The organism is Pseudomonas entomophila (genome assembly GCF_029193575.1).
Classification (GTDB): domain Bacteria; phylum Pseudomonadota; class Gammaproteobacteria; order Pseudomonadales; family Pseudomonadaceae; genus Aquipseudomonas; species Aquipseudomonas entomophila_G.
This window is the reverse complement of record NZ_JARGCS010000030.1, coordinates 113,618-136,846: the sequence shown is the minus strand read 5'-3', so window position 1 is coordinate 136,846 and position 23,229 is coordinate 113,618. Positions and strand designations below refer to the sequence as shown.

The 23,229-nt window shown below is 62.7% G+C and carries 19 protein-coding genes; 12 read left to right on the top strand and 7 right to left on the bottom strand.

Features of this window, described 5'->3' with window-relative positions:
* Positions 1–33 precede the first annotated feature (33 nt).
* The 3 genes from ilvA to P0Y43_RS13855 all read right to left on the bottom strand — a co-directional run bounded on the left by ilvA (position 34) and on the right by P0Y43_RS13855 (position 2,994).
* Positions 34–1,596, bottom strand: coding sequence for a threonine ammonia-lyase, biosynthetic (gene ilvA / locus P0Y43_RS13865; RefSeq protein ID WP_275637819.1), 1,563 nt, complete (start codon positions 1,594–1,596; stop codon positions 34–36).
* A gap of 184 nt (positions 1,597–1,780) precedes the next feature.
* Positions 1,781–2,218: a PACE efflux transporter gene (locus P0Y43_RS13860; protein ID WP_275637818.1), complete on the bottom strand. Its 438-nt coding sequence runs from the start codon at positions 2,216–2,218 to the stop codon at positions 1,781–1,783.
* An 80-nt stretch (positions 2,219–2,298) separates the two neighbouring features.
* Complete coding sequence (locus P0Y43_RS13855; protein ID WP_275637817.1) at positions 2,299–2,994, bottom strand: metallophosphoesterase; 696 nt, start codon at positions 2,992–2,994, stop codon at positions 2,299–2,301.
* Positions 2,995–3,068: 74 nt separating this feature from the next.
* Here P0Y43_RS13855 and P0Y43_RS13850 point away from each other — a divergent pair, with 74 nt between their 5' ends.
* The gene (locus P0Y43_RS13850; protein ID WP_275637816.1) at positions 3,069–3,581 is read left to right on the top strand and encodes a DUF3016 domain-containing protein; all 513 of its coding nucleotides are present in this window, start codon (positions 3,069–3,071) and stop codon (positions 3,579–3,581) included.
* Between the two features lie 95 nt (positions 3,582–3,676).
* A complete protein-coding gene (locus P0Y43_RS13845) occupies positions 3,677–3,919 on the top strand; it encodes a hypothetical protein (protein WP_275637815.1) in 243 nt (80 codons plus the stop codon).
* A gap of 6 nt (positions 3,920–3,925) precedes the next feature.
* Here P0Y43_RS13845 and P0Y43_RS13840 read toward each other — a convergent pair whose 3' ends face one another.
* Positions 3,926–4,426 (bottom strand): methylated-DNA--[protein]-cysteine S-methyltransferase, encoded by a 501-nt coding sequence (locus tag P0Y43_RS13840; protein WP_275637814.1) that lies wholly within the window; start codon positions 4,424–4,426, stop codon positions 3,926–3,928.
* Positions 4,427–4,546: 120 nt separating this feature from the next.
* A complete protein-coding gene (locus tag P0Y43_RS13835) occupies positions 4,547–5,350 on the bottom strand; it encodes a lipopolysaccharide biosynthesis protein (protein ID WP_275637813.1) in 804 nt (267 codons plus the stop codon).
* Positions 5,351–5,611: 261 nt separating this feature from the next.
* On the opposite strand from P0Y43_RS13835, the gene P0Y43_RS13830 reads away from it, so the two are divergent.
* From P0Y43_RS13830 to P0Y43_RS13810, 5 genes are all read left to right on the top strand, one after another.
* On the top strand, positions 5,612–6,835 hold the full coding sequence (locus tag P0Y43_RS13830; protein WP_275637812.1) for an SfnB family sulfur acquisition oxidoreductase: 1,224 nt from the start codon (positions 5,612–5,614) through the stop codon (positions 6,833–6,835).
* A 9-nt stretch (positions 6,836–6,844) separates the two neighbouring features.
* Positions 6,845–8,218: an LLM class flavin-dependent oxidoreductase gene (locus P0Y43_RS13825; RefSeq protein ID WP_275637811.1), complete on the top strand. Its 1,374-nt coding sequence runs from the start codon at positions 6,845–6,847 to the stop codon at positions 8,216–8,218.
* Positions 8,215–8,880 (top strand): methionine ABC transporter permease, encoded by a 666-nt coding sequence (locus P0Y43_RS13820; RefSeq protein WP_275637810.1) that lies wholly within the window; start codon positions 8,215–8,217, stop codon positions 8,878–8,880. The genes P0Y43_RS13825 and P0Y43_RS13820 overlap by 4 nt, the downstream gene beginning before the upstream one ends.
* A gap of 28 nt (positions 8,881–8,908) precedes the next feature.
* Entirely contained in the window at positions 8,909–9,679 is a 771-nt protein-coding gene (locus tag P0Y43_RS13815; protein WP_275637809.1) for a MetQ/NlpA family ABC transporter substrate-binding protein, read from the top strand.
* Positions 9,680–9,745: 66 nt separating this feature from the next.
* Positions 9,746–10,765: a methionine ABC transporter ATP-binding protein gene (locus P0Y43_RS13810; protein WP_275637808.1), complete on the top strand. Its 1,020-nt coding sequence runs from the start codon at positions 9,746–9,748 to the stop codon at positions 10,763–10,765.
* Positions 10,766–10,780: 15 nt separating this feature from the next.
* Here P0Y43_RS13810 and P0Y43_RS13805 read toward each other — a convergent pair whose 3' ends face one another.
* Positions 10,781–11,635 (bottom strand): LysR family transcriptional regulator, encoded by an 855-nt coding sequence (locus tag P0Y43_RS13805; RefSeq protein WP_275637807.1) that lies wholly within the window; start codon positions 11,633–11,635, stop codon positions 10,781–10,783.
* A 100-nt stretch (positions 11,636–11,735) separates the two neighbouring features.
* Here P0Y43_RS13805 and P0Y43_RS13800 point away from each other — a divergent pair, with 100 nt between their 5' ends.
* The 5 genes from P0Y43_RS13800 (at position 11,736) to P0Y43_RS13780 (ending at position 15,329) form a co-directional block, all read left to right on the top strand.
* Positions 11,736–12,116 (top strand): cupin domain-containing protein, encoded by a 381-nt coding sequence (locus tag P0Y43_RS13800; protein ID WP_275637806.1) that lies wholly within the window; start codon positions 11,736–11,738, stop codon positions 12,114–12,116.
* 193 nt (positions 12,117–12,309) lie between these two features.
* Positions 12,310–12,597 carry a hypothetical protein gene (locus P0Y43_RS13795; protein WP_275637805.1) on the top strand — a complete coding sequence of 96 codons (288 nt, stop codon included), beginning with the start codon at positions 12,310–12,312 and terminating at the stop codon, positions 12,595–12,597.
* 314 nt (positions 12,598–12,911) lie between these two features.
* Positions 12,912–13,127, top strand: a complete 216-nt coding sequence (locus P0Y43_RS13790; RefSeq protein WP_275637804.1) for a DUF6434 domain-containing protein — start codon at positions 12,912–12,914, stop codon at positions 13,125–13,127.
* A 118-nt stretch (positions 13,128–13,245) separates the two neighbouring features.
* The gene (locus tag P0Y43_RS13785; protein ID WP_275637803.1) at positions 13,246–13,458 is read left to right on the top strand and encodes a hypothetical protein; all 213 of its coding nucleotides are present in this window, start codon (positions 13,246–13,248) and stop codon (positions 13,456–13,458) included.
* A 284-nt stretch (positions 13,459–13,742) separates the two neighbouring features.
* Complete coding sequence (locus P0Y43_RS13780) at positions 13,743–15,329, top strand: ABC-F family ATPase (RefSeq protein ID WP_275637802.1); 1,587 nt, start codon at positions 13,743–13,745, stop codon at positions 15,327–15,329.
* 78 nt (positions 15,330–15,407) lie between these two features.
* Here P0Y43_RS13780 and P0Y43_RS13775 read toward each other — a convergent pair whose 3' ends face one another.
* A complete protein-coding gene (locus tag P0Y43_RS13775) occupies positions 15,408–23,036 on the bottom strand; it encodes an RHS repeat-associated core domain-containing protein (protein WP_275637801.1) in 7,629 nt (2,542 codons plus the stop codon).
* Between the last annotated feature and the right edge of the window lie 193 nt (positions 23,037–23,229).

Here is a 23,229-nt window from a genome sequence, read left to right as displayed (position 1 = left end):
GCGCGGGGCAGGCCCGCACTACGGCACGGTCCCTCAGCCTAGGAACAACCGGTACGCCGGGTTGTCCGTCTCATCCCAGTACCGATACCCCATCGCCTCCAGCGCCGCCGGCAGGCCCGGCCGCTCCTCCTCGGGCACCTCCAGCGCCGCGAATACCCGCGCCTCGGCCGCACCATGGTTGCGGTAGTGGAACAGACTGATGTTCCAGCGCTTGCCCAGCCGCTCCAGGAACCCCAGCAACGCCCCCGGCCGCTCCGGAAACTCGAAGCGCAGCACCCGTTCGTCCGTCCCCGGCGCCGCATGGCCGCCCACCGTGTGGCGCACGTGCAGCTTGGCCAGCTCGTTGTCGGTCAAATCCAGCACCTCATAGCCCTGCTCACGCAAACTGGCCAGCAGCGCCTCGCGCGGGTCGTGCAGCGGGTGGGTCTGCACACCGACAAACAACCGCGCCTCGCCCCCCGCCTGGTAGCGGTAGTTGAACTCGGTGACCTGGCGCTTGCCCAGGGCCTGGCAGAAGGTGCGGAAGCTGCCCGGCCGCTCGGGGATGGTCACCGCGATCACCGCCTCGCGCTGCTCGCCCAACTCGGCGCGTTCGGCCACGTGGCGCAAGCGGTCGAAGTTGATGTTGGCGCCCGAGTCGATGGCCACCAGGGTTTGCCCCCTCACGCCATCGCGGGCCACGTACTTCTTGATCCCGGCCACAGCCAGCGCGCCAGACGGTTCGGTGATCGAGCGGGTGTCGTCGTAGATGTCCTTGATCGCCGCGCACAGCTCGTCGCTGCTGACGGTGATCACCTCGTCGACGAAATGTCGGCACAACTCGAAACAATGGGCGCCCACCTGCGCCACCGCCACGCCGTCGGCAAAGGTACCGACCTGCGGCAGAATCACCCGCTCGCCAGCGGCCAGCGCGGCTTGCAGGCAATTGGAGTCTTCCGGCTCGACGCCGATCACCTTGACCTGCGGGCGCAGGTATTTCACGTAGGCGGCGATACCCGCCACCAGGCCACCGCCGCCGACCGGCACGAAGATCGCGTCCAGCGCACCGGGTTGCTGGCGCAGGATCTCCATGGCCACGGTGCCCTGCCCGGCGATCACGTCCGAGTCGTCGAACGGCGGCACGAAGGTCGCGCCTTGCTGGTCGGCCAGTTGCAGGGCATGCGCCAGCGCATGGGGGAAGCTCTCGCCATGCAGCACCACATTGCCACCGCGCGAACGCACACCGGCGATTTTCAGTTCCGGGGTGGTGGTGGGCATGACGATGGTGGCGCGCAACCCAAGGTGCGAAGCGGCCAACGCCACGCCCTGAGCATGGTTGCCCGCCGAGGCGGTGATCACCCCACGCGCGCGCTGCGCCGGGCTCAGGCGTGACAGCCGGGTGTAGGCGCCGCGGATCTTGAACGAAAACGTCGGCTGCAAGTCCTCGCGCTTGAGCAGCACCTGGTTGCCGAGGGATACCGACAGCGCTGGCGCCGCCTGCAGCGGCGTCTCGATGGCCAGGTCGTACACGGGCGCGGCAAGGATGCGCCGCACCTGCTCCGACAGCAGTTGCTGGGGCGCGGGGGCGGTGCGGGGGCTGACGTTGAGGCTGGTCATCGATGACTCCTGGTGGTTTCAAGGGCCCAGGAGTCAGAGAGAAAAAACCCGCCTCCAGGGCGGGTTCGGTGCACGTGCGCGCTAGCCCGCCAATCCGATAATGGCGGTAATAATGATGCTGACGGCGCGACGCTGCGGGAGAGTGTTCATGGGCGTCGAACTTATCCTGCGCCGTTGTGGGAAGTCAACACTCGCCGCACGGGCGTTGTGCCGACAGCGGTACGTCGAAGACCTTGTCGAAGCCCCACTGGAACACGAAGGCGTAGACGAAGAAGAACGCGAACAGCGCCAGGTTGGTCAGCAGCGCGGACCACAGGCTGATGTCCAACCACCAGGCCACCAGCGGCAACAGGATCAACACCAGGCCACCTTCGAAGCCCAGGGCGTGCAGGAAGCGCCGCAAGACGGTGCGCTCGGGCGCCCGCTGGCGTGCCTCCCAACGCTCGAACGCCCAGTTGTAGCCCATGTTCCAACTCATGGCGATGCCCGACATCAACACCGACAGCGCAGTGGAATGGGCCATGCCGGCATCGAACATCAGCGACAGCGCCGGGGCGACGCAGGCGACGGCGATGATTTCGTAGAGAATGGCCTGGACGATCTTGCGGGCCTTGCCTTGCATGAGGGGCTGGTTCCTTGGCGGGGTCGGAGGGAAACGGTACGCCGGTTGCCTGGGGGGTTCAAGCCGTGGGCAGCGTTTCCCTATTGGGCCGTGACGTAGTCGAGCAGCACCAGGCTGCCGATCTCCAGCAAGCTGAAGCGGCCGCTGCCCCAGCCACCCGTGTCCAGGTGCCAGACGTTGCCCAGCACCTTGGGCCTGAGCACGGGCGTGTGGCCCACCAACAGCGCGCGCAACCCTGCCACCGCCTGGCTGTCGGCTTGTCGCAGGCGCCGCCGCGACCATTGGCACACCTCCTGGATCTGGGCATCGTCGCTGTCATGCAGGCTGGCGCGTAGCTGTGTCCAGTCGGCGAACGGGCTGTCGGCGTGCACCAGGCCGACCGTTCCCGCTGCGGTCTCGACCTCCAAGGCGATCGGCAGCGCGGCGAAACCCTCGACGAAACGCAACTGCTCGGTGCGGGGCAGGTCGAGAAACCAGCCTCCTCCCGCAGCGCGGTACAGGTCCAGGTCGACCCGGCCACCGCGCGCGTGGCTGATCGCCAACGCTTCATGGTTGCCCTGCACGGCGTGGAACCAGGGGCAGGCCAGCCACGCCAGGGCCTGCTCGCTGTCCGGCCCACGGTCGACCAGGTCGCCGACGCTGAACAGCCGGTCGACACGCGGGTCGAAGCCCACCGCGTCCAGGCAGCCCTGCAGCCGGCGAAAGTGGCCATGGATGTCGCCCACGGCCAGGTCACGCCCCTGCGTGTTGGCGGCGAAGCGCCGAAACCGAGCCATTACATTGTTCCTCTGCTGTGCCGTCGGCGGCAGGCGTAGAATGGTCAGGCAAGCCGCCAACCCGGAGGTGCATCATGCGTTACGCCCTCGCCTGTGCCGCGCTGATGGTGCTGGCATTCGACAGCATGGCACAAGGCACCTCGACCGCGCAGGTCGAGGTGCGATTCGACCATCCGGAGCGATTCCGCGATGCCAGCCTCAACAGCCCCGGCTACGAGCGTGGCGCTGACGGCGATGTGATCAAGGCCCTCACCACCCACCTGCAGAAGCTCGGCCAACGCTACCTGCAACCCGGTCAGCAGCTGCGCATCGACATCCGCGACATCGACCTGGCCGGCCGCTACGAACCGTGGCACCGCGAGGCCTACGACGTACGCTTCATGCGTGAGATCACCTGGCCGACCATCGACCTCACCTATACCCTGAGCCAGCCCGGCCGCCCCGACCAGCAGGCCGAGGAACGGGTCAGCGACAAGATGTACCTCAGCCGCCCAGGGCGCCAGGCCAGCAACGACCGTCTCTATGCGGAAAAGGCCATGCTCGGCGACTGGTTCCGCCAGCGCTTCGCCCCACGGCCGGCCTCCTGAACCGCCAGGCGCCATGAAACTCGCGCCTTCACGCTGGTGAAGGCGCCTCGCCGGATAGTATCCTCGGCGCTCGACTCGACCAGGGATGGATTCGCGTGAAGTACCTGCTGCTGGCACTGGCCAGCTACGCCTCGACCTACTACGTGGTCGGCTTGTTGATCCAGGGCCGCCTCGCCGACATCGTCGAAGGGCTGCGCCACCGCCCCGACGCCCCGCCACCCGGCCAATACCTGCGTGCGGTACAGGGCCATGCCCGCCAAGCACGGCGCGACTACAGCCTGTTCGCCGGCAGCGTGCTGGCGCTGGCGCTTTGCCTGCTAGCCTGGTGGCTCGATTGAACTGGATCAGAACGCCAGGGCCAGGCTCTCGCGCCCTTCCAGCGCCAGCAGGTACTGCTTGGCCTCCAGGCCGCCAGCGAATCCCGTGAGACTGCCTGAGGCGCCAATCACCCGGTGGCAAGGGGCGATGATCGAGATCGGGTTGCGTCCGTTGGCAGCGCCCACCGCCCTTACCGCGCTGGGGTTGCCGATCTGTCGGGCGATCTCGCTGTAGCTGCGGGTTTCACCGAAGGGAATGGTCAGCAGCGCGGCCCATACCTGGCGCTGGAAGTCGCTGCCGGCGAAGTCCAGGGGCAGGTCGAAGCGCTGGCGTTGGCCGGCGAAGTATTCGCCGAGCTGCCGGGCGGTTTCCCCCAGCAGCGGATGCTGGTCGTCACGGTGCAGCTCACCCAGGCGCACGCGGTTGAGCCGCTCGTGCTCCCACAGTATCGCGGCCAGGCTGTCGCCACGGGCGACCAGGGTCAGGACGCCGACGGGCGATGGCATGAGGGTGAAGGCGCAGGACATGGCGGGCTCCCGTTAAGTATGGACGGCGGGGGCACTGTAGCCGGTGCGTGGTGTTGGATGCATCCCGTTTCTTGCGACAGTCTTCAGGCTCAGGGCTCTATCGCGGGGGAAGCCCGCTCCCTAAGCCACTGCCCGATGACTGACAAGGGCAAGCGCCTGCCGCACATCGATCTTGGGAATCAGCGCATCGGAAATACGCGACTGCACCGACAGGTTGTAGACCCTGAACCGGTCCCCGACCACCTGCCGTGCCATCAAGGTCAACGACGGCAGAATCCGGCCCTCCCAATGCTGGTCCAGGCCACAAGGCGAACGCCGCACGTTGCCCGTCTCGTAGAAGCGCCCCAGCGACTGATTCAAATCCACGCCAACCAGCAGCACCGTCTCGAACCCCAGGTGATAGGCCAGTTGCAGTGCCACGTACATCACCGTGCGGGCATCGAAGAAGCCGTGGGACAAATCCTTGCTGAAACCAATGGAGCGCGCACGTTTGCTCCACCACCCGCGGTTCCTCACATAGGGCCCCTCCTTCCCACCCAGCCAGTCGCCAAAGCCGGGCTCCAACGCCTTGAGCAACGGATAGCGCTCGCACTCGTCGGGCAAGTCGAGCCAGTCGAACTGCTCAGGCCACAACGCCACCCGCGGGCTCAGGCGCAGGGCACTGGCAAACAGCTCGGGCTGTTGGTTACTGAAGTCCCGGTCGGTGCAGACATAGAAGAACGGCCGGATGCCAGTGCCTTCGAGCATGGCGATGGAGCCATTCATCGCGATCAGCGGTACATCGGCGAACGCCTCGAGCGGAAAATCGCTCGCCGACGCCCCTGATGCCAGGATCACCACCGGACCTTTCTGGGAATTGCGACACGCCTCAAAACTGGAGAACGCCCCGCGTGCGGCCTCAGGCTGCGACGGAAGTTGGTTCATAGGTCTATAGGGCCAATGGTGTGGAGTGCGTTCAGGATACAGTTGTTCACAATTGCGACATGCTTTTTTACAAAACCCTTACACAGGCGACTGTTCGAGCGGCAACTGTCCGCCCATCAACACCTGGCCAACAGCTGTCTGTCCGAGGTACGACAACAGGCACGCAAAAAATACATAACTTACTGAAAAACATAGATTAAATTCACTGGCACGGTTCCTGCTCAACCTCACTGTGTTCGATCACAGTCTGCCGAGGAACCCATGTCCACTCCCGCCGTATCCGCCCACTACGATATCCGCCAGCCGGATGCCCACGTCATCCGAGACGATGCCGAAGCCCTCGCCGTCGCGCACCAGGTCGCCGCGCTGCTGCGCGAAGGCGCCGCCGAGCGCGACCGCCGCCGCGAGGTGCCGGCCGATGTGGTCGATGCCTATTCCAACAGTGGGTTGTGGGGCATCACCGTGCCGCGCGTGCACGGCGGCGCCGAGGTCTCCTTCGCGACCCTGGCCCAAGTCATCGCCATCGTCTCGGCCGCCGACCCGTCACTGGGGCAGATCCCGCAGAACCACTACTGCCTGCTGGAAGACATCCGCTTGCAAGGCAGCGAGCAACAGCAGCGCTTCTTCTTCGACCTGGTGCTCAAGGGCCATCGTTTCGCCAATGCACTGTCGGAAACCGGCGGAAAGACCGTGCAGGACATCCGCACACGCCTGGTCGCCGAAGGTAACGGCTACCGCATCGACGGGCGCAAGGGCTATTGCACCGGCTCGCTGTACGCCCACTGGCTCGGCGTGCTGGCCCTGGACGAACAGGACCGCGCACAACTGGCTTTCGTGCCGCGCGACACCCCTGGCCTGCTGGTGATCGACGACTGGAACAGCATGGGCCAGCGCACCACCTCCAGCGGCAGCGTGCTGCTCGACGGCCTGCGTGTGCCAGCGTTCAACCTGTTCCCCAGCTACCGCTCCTATGAAAGCCCGACCCTGGCCGGGCCGTTTGCCCAGCTGACCACCGCCGCCATTGACGCCGGTATTGGCCGCGCGGCGCTGGACGACACCATCGCCTTCGTTCGCCAGCATGCCCGTCCATGGATCGACGCTGGGGTGGAAAAAGCCAGCGAAGACCCGCTGACCATCATCCAGGTCGGCAACCTTGAGATCCGCCAGGAGGCCGCCGAAGCCCTGCTCGAACGCGCCGGCAAGGCGCTGGACGCGGCCAAGCCGGCACCGGACGAAGACAACGTCGCGGCCGCCTCGGTGGCCGTGGCCAAGGCCAAGGTGCTGACCACCGAGGTGGCGATCGAGGCCAGCAACCGCCTGTTCGAACTCGGTGGCACCCGTTCCTCATTGCTGCAGCACAATTTCGACCGCCACTGGCGCAACGCCCGGGTGCACACCTTGCACGACCCGGTGCGCTGGAAGTACCACCTGGTCGGCAACTGGGCCCTGAACGGCATCCGCCCGGCCCGTCACGACTGGAACTGAGGCCGCGCCATGACCAAGCAAATCCGCCTCAACGCCTTCGCCATGAACACCGTTGGCCACCTCTCCCCCGGCCTGTGGCGCCACCCACGCGACCAAGCCACCCGCTACACCGATATCCATTACTGGATCGAGCTGGCCAAGACCTTGGAGCGTGGCTGCATCGATGGCCTGTTCATCGCCGATGTGCTGGGGGTGTACGACGTCTACGGCGGCAATGCCGATGCGGCGCTGGAAACCGCGGCCCAGGTACCGCTCAACGACCCCTTGCAACTGGTACCGGCCATGGCCGCCGCCACCCGTCACCTGGGGTTTGGCGTTACCGCCTCGGTGTCATTCGAGCACCCGTTCCCCTTCGCTCGGCGCATGAGCACCCTCGACCACCTGACCGGCGGGCGCGCCGGTTGGAACATCGTCACCTCGTATCTGTCCAGCGGCGCACGTAATCTCGGCCAGCGCGACCAACTGAGCCACGACCAGCGCTACGGCCTGGCCGAGGAGTACCTGCAGGTCTGCTACAAGCTGTGGGAAACCAGCTGGGAAGACGATGCCGTGCGCGCCGATCGCGCCAGCGGGGTCTATGCCGACCCACGCAAGGTGCACGGCATCGACCATGAAGGCACCTACTTCAAGGTGCCGGGTTTCCACCTGAGCGAGCCGTCGCCGCAACGCACGCCGGTGCTGTACCAGGCCGGCGCCTCCAGCCGTGGCCGGGCCTTCGCTGCGGCGAATGCCGAGTGCGTGTTCGTCGCCGCACCGAGCAAGACCGTGCTGAAAAAGCAGGTCGCCGACCTGCGCGCCGCCACCGTCGCCGCAGGCCGGGGGGCCAACGACATTCTGGTGCTCGAACAACTCACGGTGATCGTTGCCGAGACCGACGAAGCGGCCCTGGCGCGCCTGCAGGAATACCGCGAATACGCCAGCCGCACCGGGGCGCTGACGCTGATGGCCGGCTGGACCGGCATCGATTTTTCCCAGTACGCCCCCGACCAGGTGTTGCGCGAGGTGCCCAGCGAAGCCATCCAGTCGGCCGTCGAGGCCTTCACCCGCGCCGACCCGAGCCGCACCTGGACCACCGCCGAGATCGCCGACTACTGCTGCCTGGGCGGCGATGGCCCGCTGCTGGTGGGCTCGCCGCAGACCGTGGCCGACCAGTTGCAAGCCTGGGTCGAGGAAACCGACGTGGACGGTTTCAACCTGGCCAGCGTGGTCGCCCCGGAAACCTTCATCGCGGTGGTCGACCTGCTGGTGCCCGAATTGCAGGCCCGAGGCCTGTTCAAGCGCGAGTACGCCGAAGGCAGCCTGCGCAACAAGCTATTCGCCCAAGGCGACCGCCTGCGCGCGCCACACCCAGTGGCCCGCCTGCGCCAGGAGGCCGGGCGATGAACGAGCTGCTCGCCAACCTCGACTGGCGCGAGATCGGCCAGGCCTGCCTCGACACCCTGAGCATGCTCGGCGCGGCCCTGGGCTGCACCGTGCTGCTCGGCCTGCCGCTGGGGGTACTGCTGTACCTCACCGGGCAACGCCAGTTGCTGGCCAACGCGCCGCTCTACCGCAGCCTGTCGCTGGTGGTCAACGTGCTGCGCTCGCTGCCGTTCATCATCCTGCTGATCGTGCTGATTCCCCTGACCACGCTGATCACCGGCACCTCGCTGGGCGTGCGCGGCACTATCCCGCCGCTGGTGGTGGGGTGCACACCGTTCTTCGCGCGGCTGGTGGAAACCGCCCTGCGCGAGGTCGACCGAGGCCTGGTAGAGGCCAGCCAGTCGATGGGCGCCAGCACAGGCCAGATCATCTGGTACACCCTGCTGCCCGAGGCGCGCACCGGGCTGATCGCCGCGGTCACGGTAACCGCCATCGTGCTGGTGGACTACACCGCCATGGCCGGGGTGATCGGCGGCGGCGGCCTGGGCGACCTGGCCATCCGCTTCGGCTACCAGCGCTTCCAGACCGACGTGATGGTGGTCACCGTGCTGCTGTTGATCCTGCTGGTGCAGGCGCTGCAGATGAGCGGCGACCGTCTGGTACGGCATTTCACCCGACGTTGAACCCCCCGACACTTTCCCGGAGCCTCTCATGAAACGAATCCTCACTGCCCTGGCCGCGGTCATCGCCCTCAACGCCCAGGCCGCCGAACACCTGGTGGTTGGCGCAACACCCGTGCCGCACGCCGAGATCCTCGAATTCGTCAAGCCGACCCTGGCCAAGCAAGGCGTCGACCTGGACATCAAGGTGTTCAATGACTTCATCCAGCCCAACTTGCAGTTGGCGCAGAAGAACCTCGACGCCAACTACTACCAGTACCGGCCCTTCCTCGATGACTTCAACAAGACCCGCCACACCGACCTGGTGCCGGTGGTCGGCGTGCACATCGAGCCATTCGGCGCCTACTCGGCCAAGTACAAGAGCCTGGCGGAACTTCCCGACGGCGCCAGCGTGGCGATCCCCAACGACCCAGTGAACACCGGCCGTGCCTTGGTGCTGCTGGCCGAGGCCGGGCTGATCCAGCTCAAGGACCCAGGCAACCCGCAGTCGAGCCAACGCGACATCACCGCCAACCCGCGCAAGTTGCAAATCCGCGAGCTGGAAGGCGCCATGCTGGCGCGCTCGGTGAAACAGGTCGACCTGGCGTTCGTGTTCGCCAACTACGCGCTGGAAGCCGGTATCGACACCAACAGCGCGTTGATCGTCGAGAAAGGCAAGGACCTGTACGTCGAGTTCCTGGTGGCACGGCCAGACAACCTGCAAGACCCCGGTATCCAGAAGCTGGCCAAGGCGCTCAACTCGCCTGAAGTGCGCGAGTTCATCCTGACCCGCTACAAGGGGCAGATCGCGCCTGGTTTCTGAGTTCTATCCGGCCGTGAGGGCCCCGTGACAGGGGCGCTCATCGACACCACACATTGGGCCCACACCATGACCCGCTTCCCCCAGGAACTTCCCACCGCCCAGCTCCACCTGCGCGGCATCGCCAAACGCTACGGCGACCTCGCCGCCCTGCACGGCATCGACCTGCACATCCAGCAGGGCGAGATCTTCGGCATCATTGGCCGCAGCGGCGCCGGCAAGTCTTCCTTGCTGCGCCTGCTCAACCGCCTGGAAACCCCCAGTGAAGGCCAGGTGCTGATCGACGGCCAGGACATCGCCCACCTCACCGGCAACGCCCTGCACGACCTGCGCCGCAAGGTGGCGATGATCTTCCAGCACTTCAACCTGATGGCCACCCGCAGCGTGGCCGAGAACATCGAACTGCCCCTGCGCATGGCCGGCCTGCCGGTCGCCGAACGCCGCCGCCGGGTCGACGAGCTGCTGCAACTGGTGGGCCTTGCCGAACGCCGCGACGCCTATCCGGCGCAACTGTCCGGCGGGCAAAAGCAGCGCGTCGGCATCGCCCGCGCGCTGGTGCAGCAACCACGCATCCTGCTGTGCGACGAGGCCACCTCGGCCCTGGATCCGGAAAGCACCCAGGCCATCCTCCAACTGCTGCGCGACATCAACCGCCGCCTGGGCCTGACCATCGTGCTGATCACCCATGAAATGGAGGTGATCCGCGACCTCTGCCACCGCGTGGCGGTGCTCGAACGCGGCCAGGTGGTGGAACAGGGCGAGGTATGGGAGGTGTTCGGCGACCCACGCCATGAGGTCAGTAGAGTCCTGCTCGGCCACGGCCCGAGCGCGCGCGATGCGACGGCGGCCGTGCCAGGCGAGCGTTGGCTGGACCTGCACTACACCGGCGCCGGTGCGCTGGAGCCCGACCTCGCAGACCTGTCGGCGCTGCTCGGCGGTCAGGTGCGTCTACTGCAAGGCGGTATAGAACGCATTCAGGGGCGTGCGCTGGGCCGGCTAAGGCTGGCGATAACGGCACCGGTGGCAGGGGACGCCCTGCTGCAACGGGCCCGCCGGTTGGCGGACCGGGCCGAATGGGTGCCGGCTTGACGCCAATCACCCCGCTCACGAGCGATAGTGCGCCCTGAAGAGGTCTGCGAGGCGGCACAGCGCAGGGCTCGCCTCGCTTTGCACCTGCAAGCGGATCGCCAACTGCGCAAGCCGCGGCAGCCCTTGCTCGACCACCAAGCCTTTCGCGTAATCCGGCACGAGGCTGCGCAGCCAAGGCGTCACCGCCAGGTCGTTGAGGACCATCGACAGCGTAGTGTCGACGGACTCGTTCTCGAACACTACCGTCCATTCGATACCCGCGTCGGCCAGCCGCTGGATAACGGCGTCACGGAACACGCAGTTGTGCGTCAGAAAGCACAGCGGCAGCGCTTGCCGTCGCGCCCAGGCGCTTTCCCGTCCCAGCCAGATCAGGCGGTCTAGCGCGAGCCTCTCGCCCAGCGGGCTGGTCGGTGGCCCCTGGGTCAAGGCAATGTCCACTTCACCTCGCGCGTAGGCCGCGTCGATGTCCACGGACGAGGCACTGATGATTTTCACTTCGACCTGTGGGAACGCCTCGTTGAAGGTCTTCAGCAAAGGCGCCAACTGCGCACCGGCCATGTCGAACGGCAGCCCGAGGCGCACTCGCTCGAGTGCTGGAGCGGCCAGGGCGCGTCGGCACAGGCGATCGTTCATGGCCAACAGGCGCCGCGCATCGGGTAGCAGCTCGCCGCCTTGCGTGCTCAGGCGGCTGCCCGAGGCATCGCGCTCGAGCAGCAGGCAGCCGAAGAATGATTCGAGCCGCTTGATGCGCAGGCTGACAGCGCCCTGGGTGAGGTGCAGGCGCTCGGCGGCGGCGCTCATGCTGCCACTGTCCGCCACTTCGACGAATGCGCGAAGCAGGGCCAGGTCGATATTGAGGACTTTTCCCATGATTGCCATTAGCGATGTAAATACCCGCATTATAAAACGTCGCTACCCAAAGCACCTTCCCTTTCCTAGATTCGTGCCTCCCAACCTTCGGAGCATGATCATGACCCACACCAACACGACCATCAGCCTGCAACAGGCACTGGAGGGCATTACCGAACACTGGAAACCGCGTGTGGTCGGGCGCGTCAACAATCAGTTCATCAAGGTCGCGAAGCTCAAGGGGGAATTCGTCTGGCACGCCCATGAGCACGAGGACGAGATGTTCATGGTCATCTCCGGCAGGCTGCAGATCCTGCTCGAAGACCGCACGGTGCATTTGCAGGCCGGGGAGTTCTGCGTGATTCCCCGCCAGGCGCTGCACAAGCCCATCGCCCATGAAGAGTGCGCGGTGATGCTGATCGAAACCGACACCACCCTGCACACGGGCGGCGAGATTTCATCGCGTACGGTGTCGATCTCGGAGCAATTGGCCCAAGGCTGATCAGCACGCGGCGGCCCCGCAGGGCAAGCCGCCACCGGCGCACCCCCATCGGCTTTTTGCGCACGATCCATTGGGCCTGGGGTTGTTGGAGCGTTTGGTCTGCAAAACCGGAAGTTTTTGAAATCTGCGAACGTTCGCCCCGGTCATCCGTACACACAGACTTTCCTGTGCGTAAGCGATGAGGTACCACATCATGCCTAGGAATCCAGATGACCACCGCAGTCAACAAGGTAATCCGCAAGACCCCCAGCGTAACCAGGGTGCCGACCCGGGCCGCTCTTCAGACATGGGGCGCCAGGGTGGCCAGATGAACGAAGGCGGTGCCAAGGATGACCCGAGCCGTACCTCCCAGGGCGGCGAGAAAGGTGGCCAGGGCGCTGGCGGAGACTGGCAAAAGGACCGCGAGCGTGCGCCGGAGGCGGACCCGATGGGTGAACGCGACCCGGGCAAGGAGCACTGGAGTGATGAAGAAAAGCGCTGAGTGACAGCGCCGTTGCAGGTGAGCCGGGGCGATCAGTCCCGGCTTTTCTTTGAGAGGCGCAGGGCAACGTTCGCCCCGGTTCAGCGCGCCGTTGAATACTTCGTCGATGATTCCGTTGCCGCCGCAGAATCAGGGCGACAACGCTGATCTTCCTTCTTCGCCTTGCCTTGACGCTTTTTTCACCTTTGGGCTGGCATGGTAGCTTTTCATCCGTGAAACACTTTAGCCCGCTGCCCCGCGGGCTTTTCTTTGCGCGAATAGGTCGTCAGCATGCCGGAATGCGCCAGATAGCGAGCCGGTACAAGGAAACCTCGATGAGCTTCGACTGGCACGCAGGGCCGATCAGCCGCGACACCCCGCTCGACCAGCACTACCGCAACACACAGGCGGTGCGCCGGTTTCTGATTGGCGAGTGCGGCGACACGTTCAAGTTCGACCGCGCCTTCATGGCCTGGATAAAGAGCGGCATACCCCTGACCATGGGTGATGTGGCCGATGAATGGGTGCGAACGCGCCGCTGCCTGCGCTGACCGTGACCGCTTGGCATGGCCGTTGGTCGGCCAGCGGCACGATGCACCAAAACACGTGCTTACTGGTGGACATGTCCTTTTGCCACGGCGCGAAAGGCACCCATCGAGGAAGGCCGTGATGAAACGCCTCCACAAGCTTGCGCAACAGCGGCGACGCCAGATGCACGTGCACATGCCGCCCAGTGGATTGCAGGCGCTACCTTGCGGCGAGCCGCCAGGCAAAACCAGGCCCATGCCACTGGCAGAACCGGGATCGACCTCGCGCCTGCGCGCGCTGGAACACTGCATCAACGATAAGCGTCATGCCAGCCAGCACACAGGCGTCGAATGACACCGGGCGCCCGCCACGATAGCTACCGGTATGCGAACCGCTCGTTATCCGCCACTCGCCCATACACCTCCCGCCCCACCTATGCGACAATGCCGCCCAATGTCCGGCCTCAACCCCCGCATTTTCGCCCAACAGCTGGGTCACAGCGTTCCGATGCTGCTCTAGACGCTTGCCTGTTGGTCCACCCCAAGCTCTGACTGAAGCGAGCTGGCACGTCCCGCAAACGGGTATCCGATCGGTACCAGCGGGGCCCACAGCTTCGTAAGCTACTGATAGGTAAGCCCTTGATCTCCACCGCCAACATCACGATGCAGTTCGGCTCCAAGCCCCTGTTCGAAAACGTCTCGGTCAAATTCAACAACGGCAACCGCTACGGCCTGATCGGCGCCAACGGTTGCGGCAAGTCGACCTTCATGAAGATCCTCGGCGGCGACCTGGAGCCGTCCGCCGGCCAGGTGATGCTCGAGCCGAACACCCGCCTGGGCAAGCTGCGCCAGGACCAGTTCGCCTACGAGGAATTTACCGTGATCGACACGGTGATCATGGGCCACGCCCAGCTGTGGAAGGTCAAGGCCGAGCGCGACCGTATCTATTCGCTGCCGGAAATGACCGAAGAAGACGGCATGGCCGTCGCCGAGCTGGAAACCGAGTTCGCCGAGATGGACGGCTACACCGCCGAATCGCGCGCCGGCGAACTGCTGCTGGGCCTGGGCATTCCGCTGGAACAGCATTTCGGCCCGATGAGCGAAGTGGCGCCTGGCTGGAAGCTGCGCGTGCTGCTGGCGCAGGCGCTGTTCTCCGACCCCGACGTGCTGCTGCTCGACGAGCCGACCAACCACCTGGACATCAACACCATCCGCTGGCTGGAAAACGTGCTGACCGCGCGCAACAGCACCATGGTGATCATTTCCCACGACCGGCACTTCCTCAACAGCGTCTGCACCCACATGGCCGACCTGGACTACGGCGAGCTGCGCCTGTTCCCAGGCAACTATGACGAGTACATGACCGCCGCCACCCAGTCGCGCGAGCAACTGCTGGCCGACAACGCCAAGAAGAAAGCCCAGATCGCCGAGCTGCAGACCTTCGTCAGCCGCTTCTCGGCCAACGCCTCCAAAGCCAAGCAAGCCACCTCGCGGGCCAAGCAGATCGACAAGATCCAGCTGGCCGAGGTCAAGCCGTCGAGCCGCGTCAGCCCGTTCATCCGCTTCGAGCAGAACAAGAAGCTGCACCGCCAGGCGGTGACCGTCGAGAAGATGGCCAAGGCCTTCGACGACAAGGTGCTATTCAAGGACTTCAGCGTCAGCATCGAAGCGGGCGAGCGCGTGGCGATCATCGGCCCCAACGGCATCGGCAAGACCACCCTGCTGCGCACCCTGGTCGGCGAGATGACCCCGGACAAGGGCGAAGTGAAATGGACCGACAGCGCCGAAGTCGGCTACTACGCCCAGGACCACGCCCACGACTTCGAAGAGGACGTGAGCCTGTTCGACTGGATGGGCCAGTGGACCACCGGTGAACAGGTGATCCGCGGCACCCTCGGGCGCATGCTGTTCTCCAACGACGAGATCCTCAAGTCGGTGAAGGTGATCTCCGGCGGTGAGCAGGGCCGCATGCTGTTCGGCAAGCTGATCCTGCAAAAGCCCAACGTGCTGGTGATGGACGAGCCGACCAACCACCTGGACATGGAGTCGATCGAGGCGCTGAACCTGGCGCTGGAGAACTACCCAGGCACCCTGCTGTTCGTCAGCCACGACCGCGAGTTCGTGTCGTCGCTGGCCACGCGCATCATCGAGCTGTCGGCCGATGGCGTGGTCGACTTCAGCGGCACCTACGACGACTACCTGCGTAGCCAGGGCGTGTTGGTGTAACCATCGCCTCGATCGCCGGGGGTACCTTGCTATCCCCGGCGTGTCGAGTTGCGAACCACCCCGTGATACAAACTGTAATCATCCAAATGCAGGGCCGGTACCAGCGATAGGAGGCGTCAAAACCTGCATCTCTGCTCTGCGCCCATAGGGGATGTTGACCTTCAACTTCGCCAAGCGGCCTTTGAGGCTCGAACCGTTTCCGAGTTGCTGTTCTTCGGGCATAAACAAATTCAGGCCGTCCTTCAGGTCGTCGAAATCCAGGTATAGGTCCATCGTTTGATAGGCGGCCTCCCCTAGATTGGCTAACGTCCTGTTGAGCCGGACAAGGTCAGCCTTCCAGCCACGAATGATCTCGAACCGGTGATCGAAGATGAATTCGCTTATCGAGCCGATTGGCGAATCGTTTCCAATGTACCTACCCATCTTGCCGTTAGGCCGTCGGGCGACCGTGAAGCCTCGTAAATGCGGTGAGCCCAGGATATCGAGCCCGGAGTTGTGCGCCAGGGCCTTGGGTACATGCTTACCACTATTCCAGGCAATTCGCCCCATTTCGATACCTCTGAGACGCATGATGCGAAATGCCTCGCGGGCATGGTGCATCTGCAATGCGGCTCCGCGTGCGATACGCAACGCAAACACGGTGCAGGCCCTGAAACCTTTGGCTAACAGCTTGAACATACCCGCAGGGTTGCCGATAGATAGAACACCTGTAATACCTGAGGCGATGCCCAGTTTACTGGCCAAACCAGGATTCACGTCCCTGACCATCTCCGAGGCGAACTCCAGCCCGAAAGAGACCGTGTTCAATGTTGTCAGAGCAGCGACGACCCAGGCCGATGTAGCGCCTCCACTCATGACCACGGAAGCTATCCCCAGCACCGTCAATACCGCCGACATTGCCAGCCCACGCCATTTTGTGCCGACAGGCATCGGCTGGACCTCACTCAAGTGCTGCTCCAGCGCATTGAGCGTCTGCGCCTGTGCCCAACGGCTGAGCATGATCGCACCACTGGGATCGTGCCAATTCACAGGGTCTGGACAATGCACGTAGTCATTGATCCCCCCTTGTCCGAACGGGCTCAGCCAATCTGGCTGCAGATAGCGACCCAATGTCGGGTTGTAGCAACGATAGCCATTGCCGGCGTGATAGTTACCTGTCACCGGATCGCGGCGCATACCGTTGTAGCCCATATCCAGGGCGCAAGCGTCAGCCCCCTCGCCGAAGGGTAACAGCGGGCTCATCGTCAGGGTTGTACCGTTGACCTCACCCACCACACCGCTCTGCGGATCGTCTATCAACCAGCGCACGCTTGCGCCTTCATAGGCAGCAAGACCACGGCTCAAGCTGATCGAGCGACTGGCGTTACCGTCTTTGTCGAACCATACCTCACCGATCAACTCGCTACCCGAGTAACGAAGTTCACGGGTAGTAGCGTCTGTCGCGACGTATTGGGCAGCCAGGCGATCATGCCCGTCATAGGTATAACGCGACAGCACCTGGTTTTGTGCATCGCAAATCTGCGTCAACTGGCCACCGGCGTTGTAGCTGAGCGTGCGACCCTGTTCATCGGTGGTCAGCCAACCATTACTGCTCCATGAAAGCACTTTCGCGTCTTCGCCGCACTTCACAGATTTAAGCCGGGTCGGGTCGTTGTCTTCGTAGCCGAAGACCTGTTTGCGCGTGCCATGATCCGAATAGGTCGTCAGGCACTCGGTCATATTACTCAAGCTGTCCCAGATGAAGGTTTGAGACTTGACCGCCTTGTTAGTGGCGTCCTGGGGGTAATGCTCGGGTGCTAGCGCTTCACATGAATAGGCCTTGAGCCTGTCAAGCTCGTCATAGTCGAACCGTTCGGTACGCAGTACCTGTCGCCCCTTGCAGCTTTGCTTACTGCCCAGCTTGCCTTCGCCTTTCCAGGTCAGGCGCTGCTCGAACACCACACTGTCATTACGGCTGAAGGTGCGACACGTTTCTTGATCGAACGCATCATGCTGGCTGCACACCTGCCACTGGCCACCGCCGCCCAGCGCATGAACGTGCCTGGATACCAAATGACCCAGCGCGTCGTAGCGAAACCGAGCATCCTCGTGCTCTTGGCAGGTACGCAGCGTCCGACCGGCCCGATCATCGAAACAACGCTGCAAGTGACCATTGGTCCCTCGTGCCGCCACGGTCACCCCCCGCAACGATTGCCAACGTGCCCCCTTGACCGTGCCACGCGGGCCGCTTTCCTCAACCCCAGACGCCCCGGGAAGGCTCGCGCCAGTCACGCAGTGAGCCCAACCGCTTACTGCGCGACCCTCGCTGTCCACAGTATCGGGCGTAGCCCATTTGACCATTGCTCCACTGAGTGTCAGCTGGGCCAGCGTCTGCTCGTCGGCCTTGTAGCTGGAGCCCTGGGCCGAATCGCTGAAACTGAGCAAAGTCTTGTCTGGCAGGGCCACTCCACTGTCCGAGAACCCGTAGCGGCGCGTACCAACCGTTCTGGAGGTCAAGGTCGAAGGCAAGTTGACTTCCTGCGTCGCAACCACTTTGGCATCAACCTTCAGTTCAATAACCTGATTGCTGAAACCCTTGTAGGACCGCTCGATGACACTACCGTCGGCGCGCGTCATATGGGTCACTCGCCCCAACTGATCTCGGACCAGCGTGGTATTCGACGCCTTGCCATCCACGGTGCGCTCAAGCGAGATCAACGCACCATTGCCATCGTACCGGCGCTTGATGAGCGCACAGGCATTGCCTTGCGCGTCCGTCTGACTGTCCGAGCGGATAAACCCGCCCGCGCTGAGCGGCTCGGTACGCTGACGATGTCGAGCGAGCAAGCGCCGCCCCAGGCCATGTTCGACCAGCGTATCCTCGCCCTCGACCTGCCTGCTCCAAGGCATTTCCCCCAACACCTCGTCACCGTTCGCAAGCACGGCCTGGCCACCTGGCAGGTAGTCCCATGACAGACCCCACAGGAGCTGAGACGAGTCGATGCTGGCGAAAGACTGCTCGGTCATCGGCACGAAAGACGCTTTTTCGCTGCGGCGCCATTGTGTGAGCCAAACGCGCTGTAAGCCATCCTTGTGATTGCGCGTCTGCTCCCCATTGCGCAGCGTGTGGGTTTCGACCTTGCTGTCAGTGGAATAAGTGATGGTCGTGGTCTGATCAGGCTTTTGATCTTTCTTTACGGTCGTTGCACCCGCCTGAAGGAGATAGCGCTGGTGCTCGACGACTCGGGCGAGGGCGTCATATCGCCAGCGACACTCCACGTGGTCTTCCAGCTTCTGGAGGCACTTATGAGTGAAACGAGAGCGTACCTCTTTTTTCAGCAACACAGTACCTGACGTCGTTTTGGCGCTGGTACGCACCTCTATGCCTGCGCCATTCGGGTTGTTTTCGAATGCCTGGCTGGTGGTCACGGTGAACACGTCATTACCACACTGGGTGGTCTGTTCTTCAGTCGTCGACCACACCTTGACCTTGCAATCCGGCTCCTTGGTTTTATTGGCGATTGCGCTGACCGTCGTACTACTCCTGCGAACTACCGGCGCCTTGTCGGGTACGCTCAGGCACCACGTGGCATTGGCATCCAGCTGTCCTCCCGACAACGTAGCTTTGACTCCCTCGATCGTGACGGTGTGAGCGACTTCAAGCAGGTCTCGGTCGTTACGTTTGCACGCGCGATATCCGTAGAGCGTCAAGCGCATCGGATTCCCAAACGGATCGCATTGATATTCAGCCATCAACGGCGCAGGCGTACCGGGCGGGATGGCTGGACATTCGAGCGTCGGCAGCTCCTGCACAGGGCTGCAGACGATCGTATTGGGACCTTGAGCGGAATAGTACGCATTGTAGGTTAAGCAGCCATCCGTGGCCTTGAGACGGATAACTTGATCATGCTCGTTGCACAGACACGCTTGATTGAGTGTCTTGAGATAGGTGCCAGTTTCAGCGAACTGCACGCGATCGCGGGAACGCTCATCACTGTGAACATCCATACGCGAGTCTTCGATGTAACTGAGCAGCGGCAGAATGAACCGATAGCGCTCGAAAAAACTGTTCCAATCGATTGCCGCCAATGAGGCGAGCAACGCTGACCGGTCCGACGCAGGGGAAAGGATCTGCGGCTGATGCAAAGGGTCCACGATACAAGAGGCCAACGTACGAATCACCTGCTCATGCAGGACTTTGAAGCTGAGCTTATGAGCTTTCAGGGCATCGCAAACCGGTTTATGAATTTGGTTTTCTTTCTCCAACTCGGTTAACTGGAGCGGTGTGTGATCGTCATCGTTGTCCGGTGTGTGATCATCATCGTTGTCCAATGAATAGTCTTGATAGCTTAGTGAATGCTCGCGCTCATAATTGTCTTCAACCTCGTTAAACGAGCGATGTGACCCGTTGCTCCACTCGTGAGGGTCAGGTGGGGCGCTGAGAAAGCATGCTCGTATGAAAGCAATCACGCGCTGTCCCACTCGCCTTTCGGTATCACCCCAGTACCCGACGGGATAAGTGACGAAGCTGCGCCCCAACGCTTCGCTCGCCACCGTGATGGTCTCAGCCTGAGCATCGCCATGTGCAAGCTGGCGCCCTCGACGGTCAAACACCTTGAAGTCTGCCGAAGACGTTCCACCTATCCAGCGTGTGACACCGCACGCGAAATGCTCATCTTTCAAATAGCTGCCATGATAGCGGTAGTCGCTGACGAGGCTTTGCTGATTCCTCGCGGGGATGATCACATGCTGCTGGACACGTGGCAGCGCAGGGCGTGAGTCGGAGAATGTCATGGCTTCGTGTTCGAACCTGACAAACTCCACAGATCCGTCCAGTTCTCTCACTTGGTTGAGTACGCGGTCCAAGGTCGGGTCCTGGTCATACCCGTACTGAACCTCATGCAGCAGATTGCTATCGTCAGAGCCCTGGAACCGCTGGATGGTCTTGAGCAAGTAGTTTTCCAGCGTGAGGCGCACATGGGCACGGTCCGCATCGCTGGTTTCCCAGAGGCTCAAGGTTACCGTCGATGGGAGGTAGGTGCCTTCGAACAGGGTAGTTTCATCGCTTTTGACCTTCTGCAGTAGGAACTGCCCCTTCTGTCGCTTCCATGTCAACGCCAGTACTTGGCCATAGGGCGACACGATACGAGACGGCAGTAACTGAACGAAGGATCGTTCGTAATAGGCGATCTGTTGGTCCAGCTCCTTGACCCTGTCTTTCCATGCGTTGAGCGCACTATTCCAATCCAACGACGCCGCCGCGTAATAGCCCACGGGAAGTATGCAAATGAGCGCCCACTGCTGAAAACCCTGTGGCTTGGCCGGAAACTCTGGCTTCGATTTGCTTTTTATCGCTCGCAACAAACGAAGAATCTCTTGACGGACCTTATCATTGGGTTCTTCTTCATCGCTGCCCTCGGCACTGGGTTTGGTCAGGATTTCCTGCCGACCACTAGGAAGACTAACGGTGACTTCGCTGTAGTCAGCGTTGCTGCGAATGACACATTGTGCTTTCGTAAGGCTGTTTCCTTGCGCAAGCTCGCTCCACTCGGCGTCTGTAAAATCGATTTGCAAGCCATCGGCCAGAGTCAGCCGACGATCACGATGCTCCAGGCTAGAAAAGCGCCAGGCCCAACCATCACCAAGCCCTGCTTCATTGCCTCTGAGCGCTGAATAATGCAGGGTCAGGTCGCAGACAGGCCCTAAACCTTCCAGTCCACGCAATGTGGCTACCGGATAATGCGCATGGAACAAGCCTGTGCGCGGGTCCACGCCGGTTTCAGTCTGGCCACTGACATCGAACACTTCGGAGCGGAAGGTATTGCCATAGTCCTCACACAGCGGGCTGCTGGGTGAATAGGCAGGCAACGGTGCAGGCGAGGTGAAGGGAACGCTCTTGACGCCCTTCCAGAAGAACTGCTCGGTGAACAGGCCTGCATAGCCCAAGACCAGCTCGGTTGCATCACAGGCCTGCGCAGGATAGTCCAGCAGGATCTCGTAGATGCTGTTCCTGATCGGCCCGCGCCAGACCACGCGATCAGCGGACACTTCGACCGGTACGACGGTGTTTTCCGCGTGGTAACCCAACATCCCGTCACGTGCCGCAGTTCGCGCGCAGTCGGCTATGCTGTACCCCTTGTCGAGCGCCGCCTGACTGAGACGAAACTCAAGATCGCCTTCAATAAGATGCTTCACGATGACGCAAGCGCGGCCTCGACTGAAGCGGGTGTCCATATTGAGAAACGAATTCACAAAAGTTGAAGGCGCTCGTTGTCCTGGGAAGGTGTCGGTCGGCAATAAATAGTCTTGGTAGCGTGATGTTTCCCATTGCGCCCCATCGCCAACATTCTCGACCTCGATGAGTAGTTCGGCAAAGCGCGGCGACCACAAGCGCACTGGCCCGGTCGCACTGGCGCTGAGGTCAAGTTGGCCAGCCGCATTTTCACGCCCGACGATAAGTTGCGGCCAATGTCGTTCAGAGAGATGAGTTTTCCACGCCTGAAGCCAGCCCTCTTGATCCTCGACGTCGGAAGCAGCCGATTGCGGGGTGAAAACGTCCAGATGCATCAACTTGAGGCTATAAGGGTGACGCACGCACAGCAGCACGGCATCGCAGGCGTTGGCCCACGCCTCATCCAGGCGAGGTCCTGGGATCCAGTTCTCAGCATCTGGCAACGTGGTAAAGATTCGAACGGCATCGCCACGTTGCCAAAGCGTGGCCCTGATACTGTCGGCAGGGACTTCAGTACTACCCGCTGTACCCTTTGCCCCCACGTGCAACCACTGCGCCAGTGACGAGCCATTCACCGCGCCTGCCCAGGCACTCGGCCATTTGTCCTTTGCCCGTTGGCTTTCGTCCGGGGTCCAACTGAATTGGTCGAGCAAGCGATGAGAAAAAGCGTCATAGACGAAGACCTGGAGCGCCTCACCTTCGGTGAGTGCCTCGGTAGCCGTGAACTCACGCGCCGCCCACCAGTGACTCTCAGTCAAGGTCACGCAGAGTTCGGAGCACTGGGCAACCCAGAATGCGTTGCCCGCAGCAGCAGCAACTACGTTACACCCCGCATCCAGGATGCCTGCGCGCAGTAGGACGCTGTTGGTGTTCACTTGTGTGCACAGCGCTTCGGACCACGCCTTACCGGCATGTTCCTTAGTCGGAGTGAAGAAATGCTGCTCGTAAAGATGCTGGGTCTTCAGATCGCGCACCTGCAGAGAGAGTGTTTGCTCTGGAGCCAATTCGAAATCGTCGTTACAGGCCAGCCCCTGCACCAGGTTCCGAGCAAACGGCGCTGTGGTGAATGACCGATATTGCGCATGATTCCACAGGCGCAATGCGTCACCGTCTGCCGTGAATTCACCGTCTTGCCACTGCCCTGCCGTCAACGATCTACCGTTTTTTGCAATATGTGCGGCGAACGCCTTTGGCCAATCCGCAGCGGAAAGTTTATCGTCCTGCGCGGTGTATTGAAGGGTCGTCAGCTCACCATCCAGTGGATTTACCAAGCAAGCGGTGAGCGTCTCGCCTTTGACCAGATCGCGGCTGCTTTCGATCGGGCACGTGCTCAGCCATCCCGACTCGGTACTGCCCACACGCACCATCGTGAACCCGCTCATATCAGGAAGGTAGCCGTCGGGCAGGTTTGTGATGAGGTAGGGCGTGCTGACTTCGCCACCCGTGTTGGTGACTGTATCGACCTGATTGACAGCTGTCGTCTCTGAACTGGCCATGTTGTGTCTCCCATCCCTAGTGTTGCCTGGACATACTCGTCCAGCGCGCCATGGCAGACGGGCACATAGCCAATCGCCAACCTCTGGCAATTGAAAGCCCCTGTTCGACAACGCACAACTAGCAAAAATATCAGGGCAACCCTGCCCCCGCGGTGGGCTCAGAACTCTTCAAGGTCGTACCGCTGGGGATCCA

Coding starts and splice junctions, on each gene's coding strand:
- P0Y43_RS13790 (WP_275637804.1), top strand. CDS start 12,912: ATGAGCTTCGACTGGCACGCAGGGCCGATCAGCCGCGACACCCCGCTC.
- P0Y43_RS13860 (WP_275637818.1), bottom strand. CDS start 2,218: ATGCAAGGCAAGGCCCGCAAGATCGTCCAGGCCATTCTCTACGAAATC.
- P0Y43_RS13850 (WP_275637816.1), top strand. CDS start 3,069: ATGCGTTACGCCCTCGCCTGTGCCGCGCTGATGGTGCTGGCATTCGAC.
- P0Y43_RS13855 (WP_275637817.1), bottom strand. CDS start 2,994: ATGGCTCGGTTTCGGCGCTTCGCCGCCAACACGCAGGGGCGTGACCTG.
- P0Y43_RS13775 (WP_275637801.1), bottom strand. CDS start 23,036: ATGGCCAGTTCAGAGACGACAGCTGTCAATCAGGTCGATACAGTCACC.
- P0Y43_RS13840 (WP_275637814.1), bottom strand. CDS start 4,426: ATGTCCTGCGCCTTCACCCTCATGCCATCGCCCGTCGGCGTCCTGACC.
- P0Y43_RS13805 (WP_275637807.1), bottom strand. CDS start 11,635: ATGGGAAAAGTCCTCAATATCGACCTGGCCCTGCTTCGCGCATTCGTC.
- P0Y43_RS13830 (WP_275637812.1), top strand. CDS start 5,612: ATGTCCACTCCCGCCGTATCCGCCCACTACGATATCCGCCAGCCGGAT.
- P0Y43_RS13785 (WP_275637803.1), top strand. CDS start 13,246: ATGAAACGCCTCCACAAGCTTGCGCAACAGCGGCGACGCCAGATGCAC.
- ilvA (WP_275637819.1), bottom strand. CDS start 1,596: ATGACCAGCCTCAACGTCAGCCCCCGCACCGCCCCCGCGCCCCAGCAA.
- P0Y43_RS13825 (WP_275637811.1), top strand. CDS start 6,845: ATGACCAAGCAAATCCGCCTCAACGCCTTCGCCATGAACACCGTTGGC.
- P0Y43_RS13815 (WP_275637809.1), top strand. CDS start 8,909: ATGAAACGAATCCTCACTGCCCTGGCCGCGGTCATCGCCCTCAACGCC.
- P0Y43_RS13800 (WP_275637806.1), top strand. CDS start 11,736: ATGACCCACACCAACACGACCATCAGCCTGCAACAGGCACTGGAGGGC.
- P0Y43_RS13810 (WP_275637808.1), top strand. CDS start 9,746: ATGACCCGCTTCCCCCAGGAACTTCCCACCGCCCAGCTCCACCTGCGC.
- P0Y43_RS13795 (WP_275637805.1), top strand. CDS start 12,310: ATGCCTAGGAATCCAGATGACCACCGCAGTCAACAAGGTAATCCGCAA.
- P0Y43_RS13835 (WP_275637813.1), bottom strand. CDS start 5,350: ATGAACCAACTTCCGTCGCAGCCTGAGGCCGCACGCGGGGCGTTCTCC.
- P0Y43_RS13820 (WP_275637810.1), top strand. CDS start 8,215: ATGAACGAGCTGCTCGCCAACCTCGACTGGCGCGAGATCGGCCAGGCC.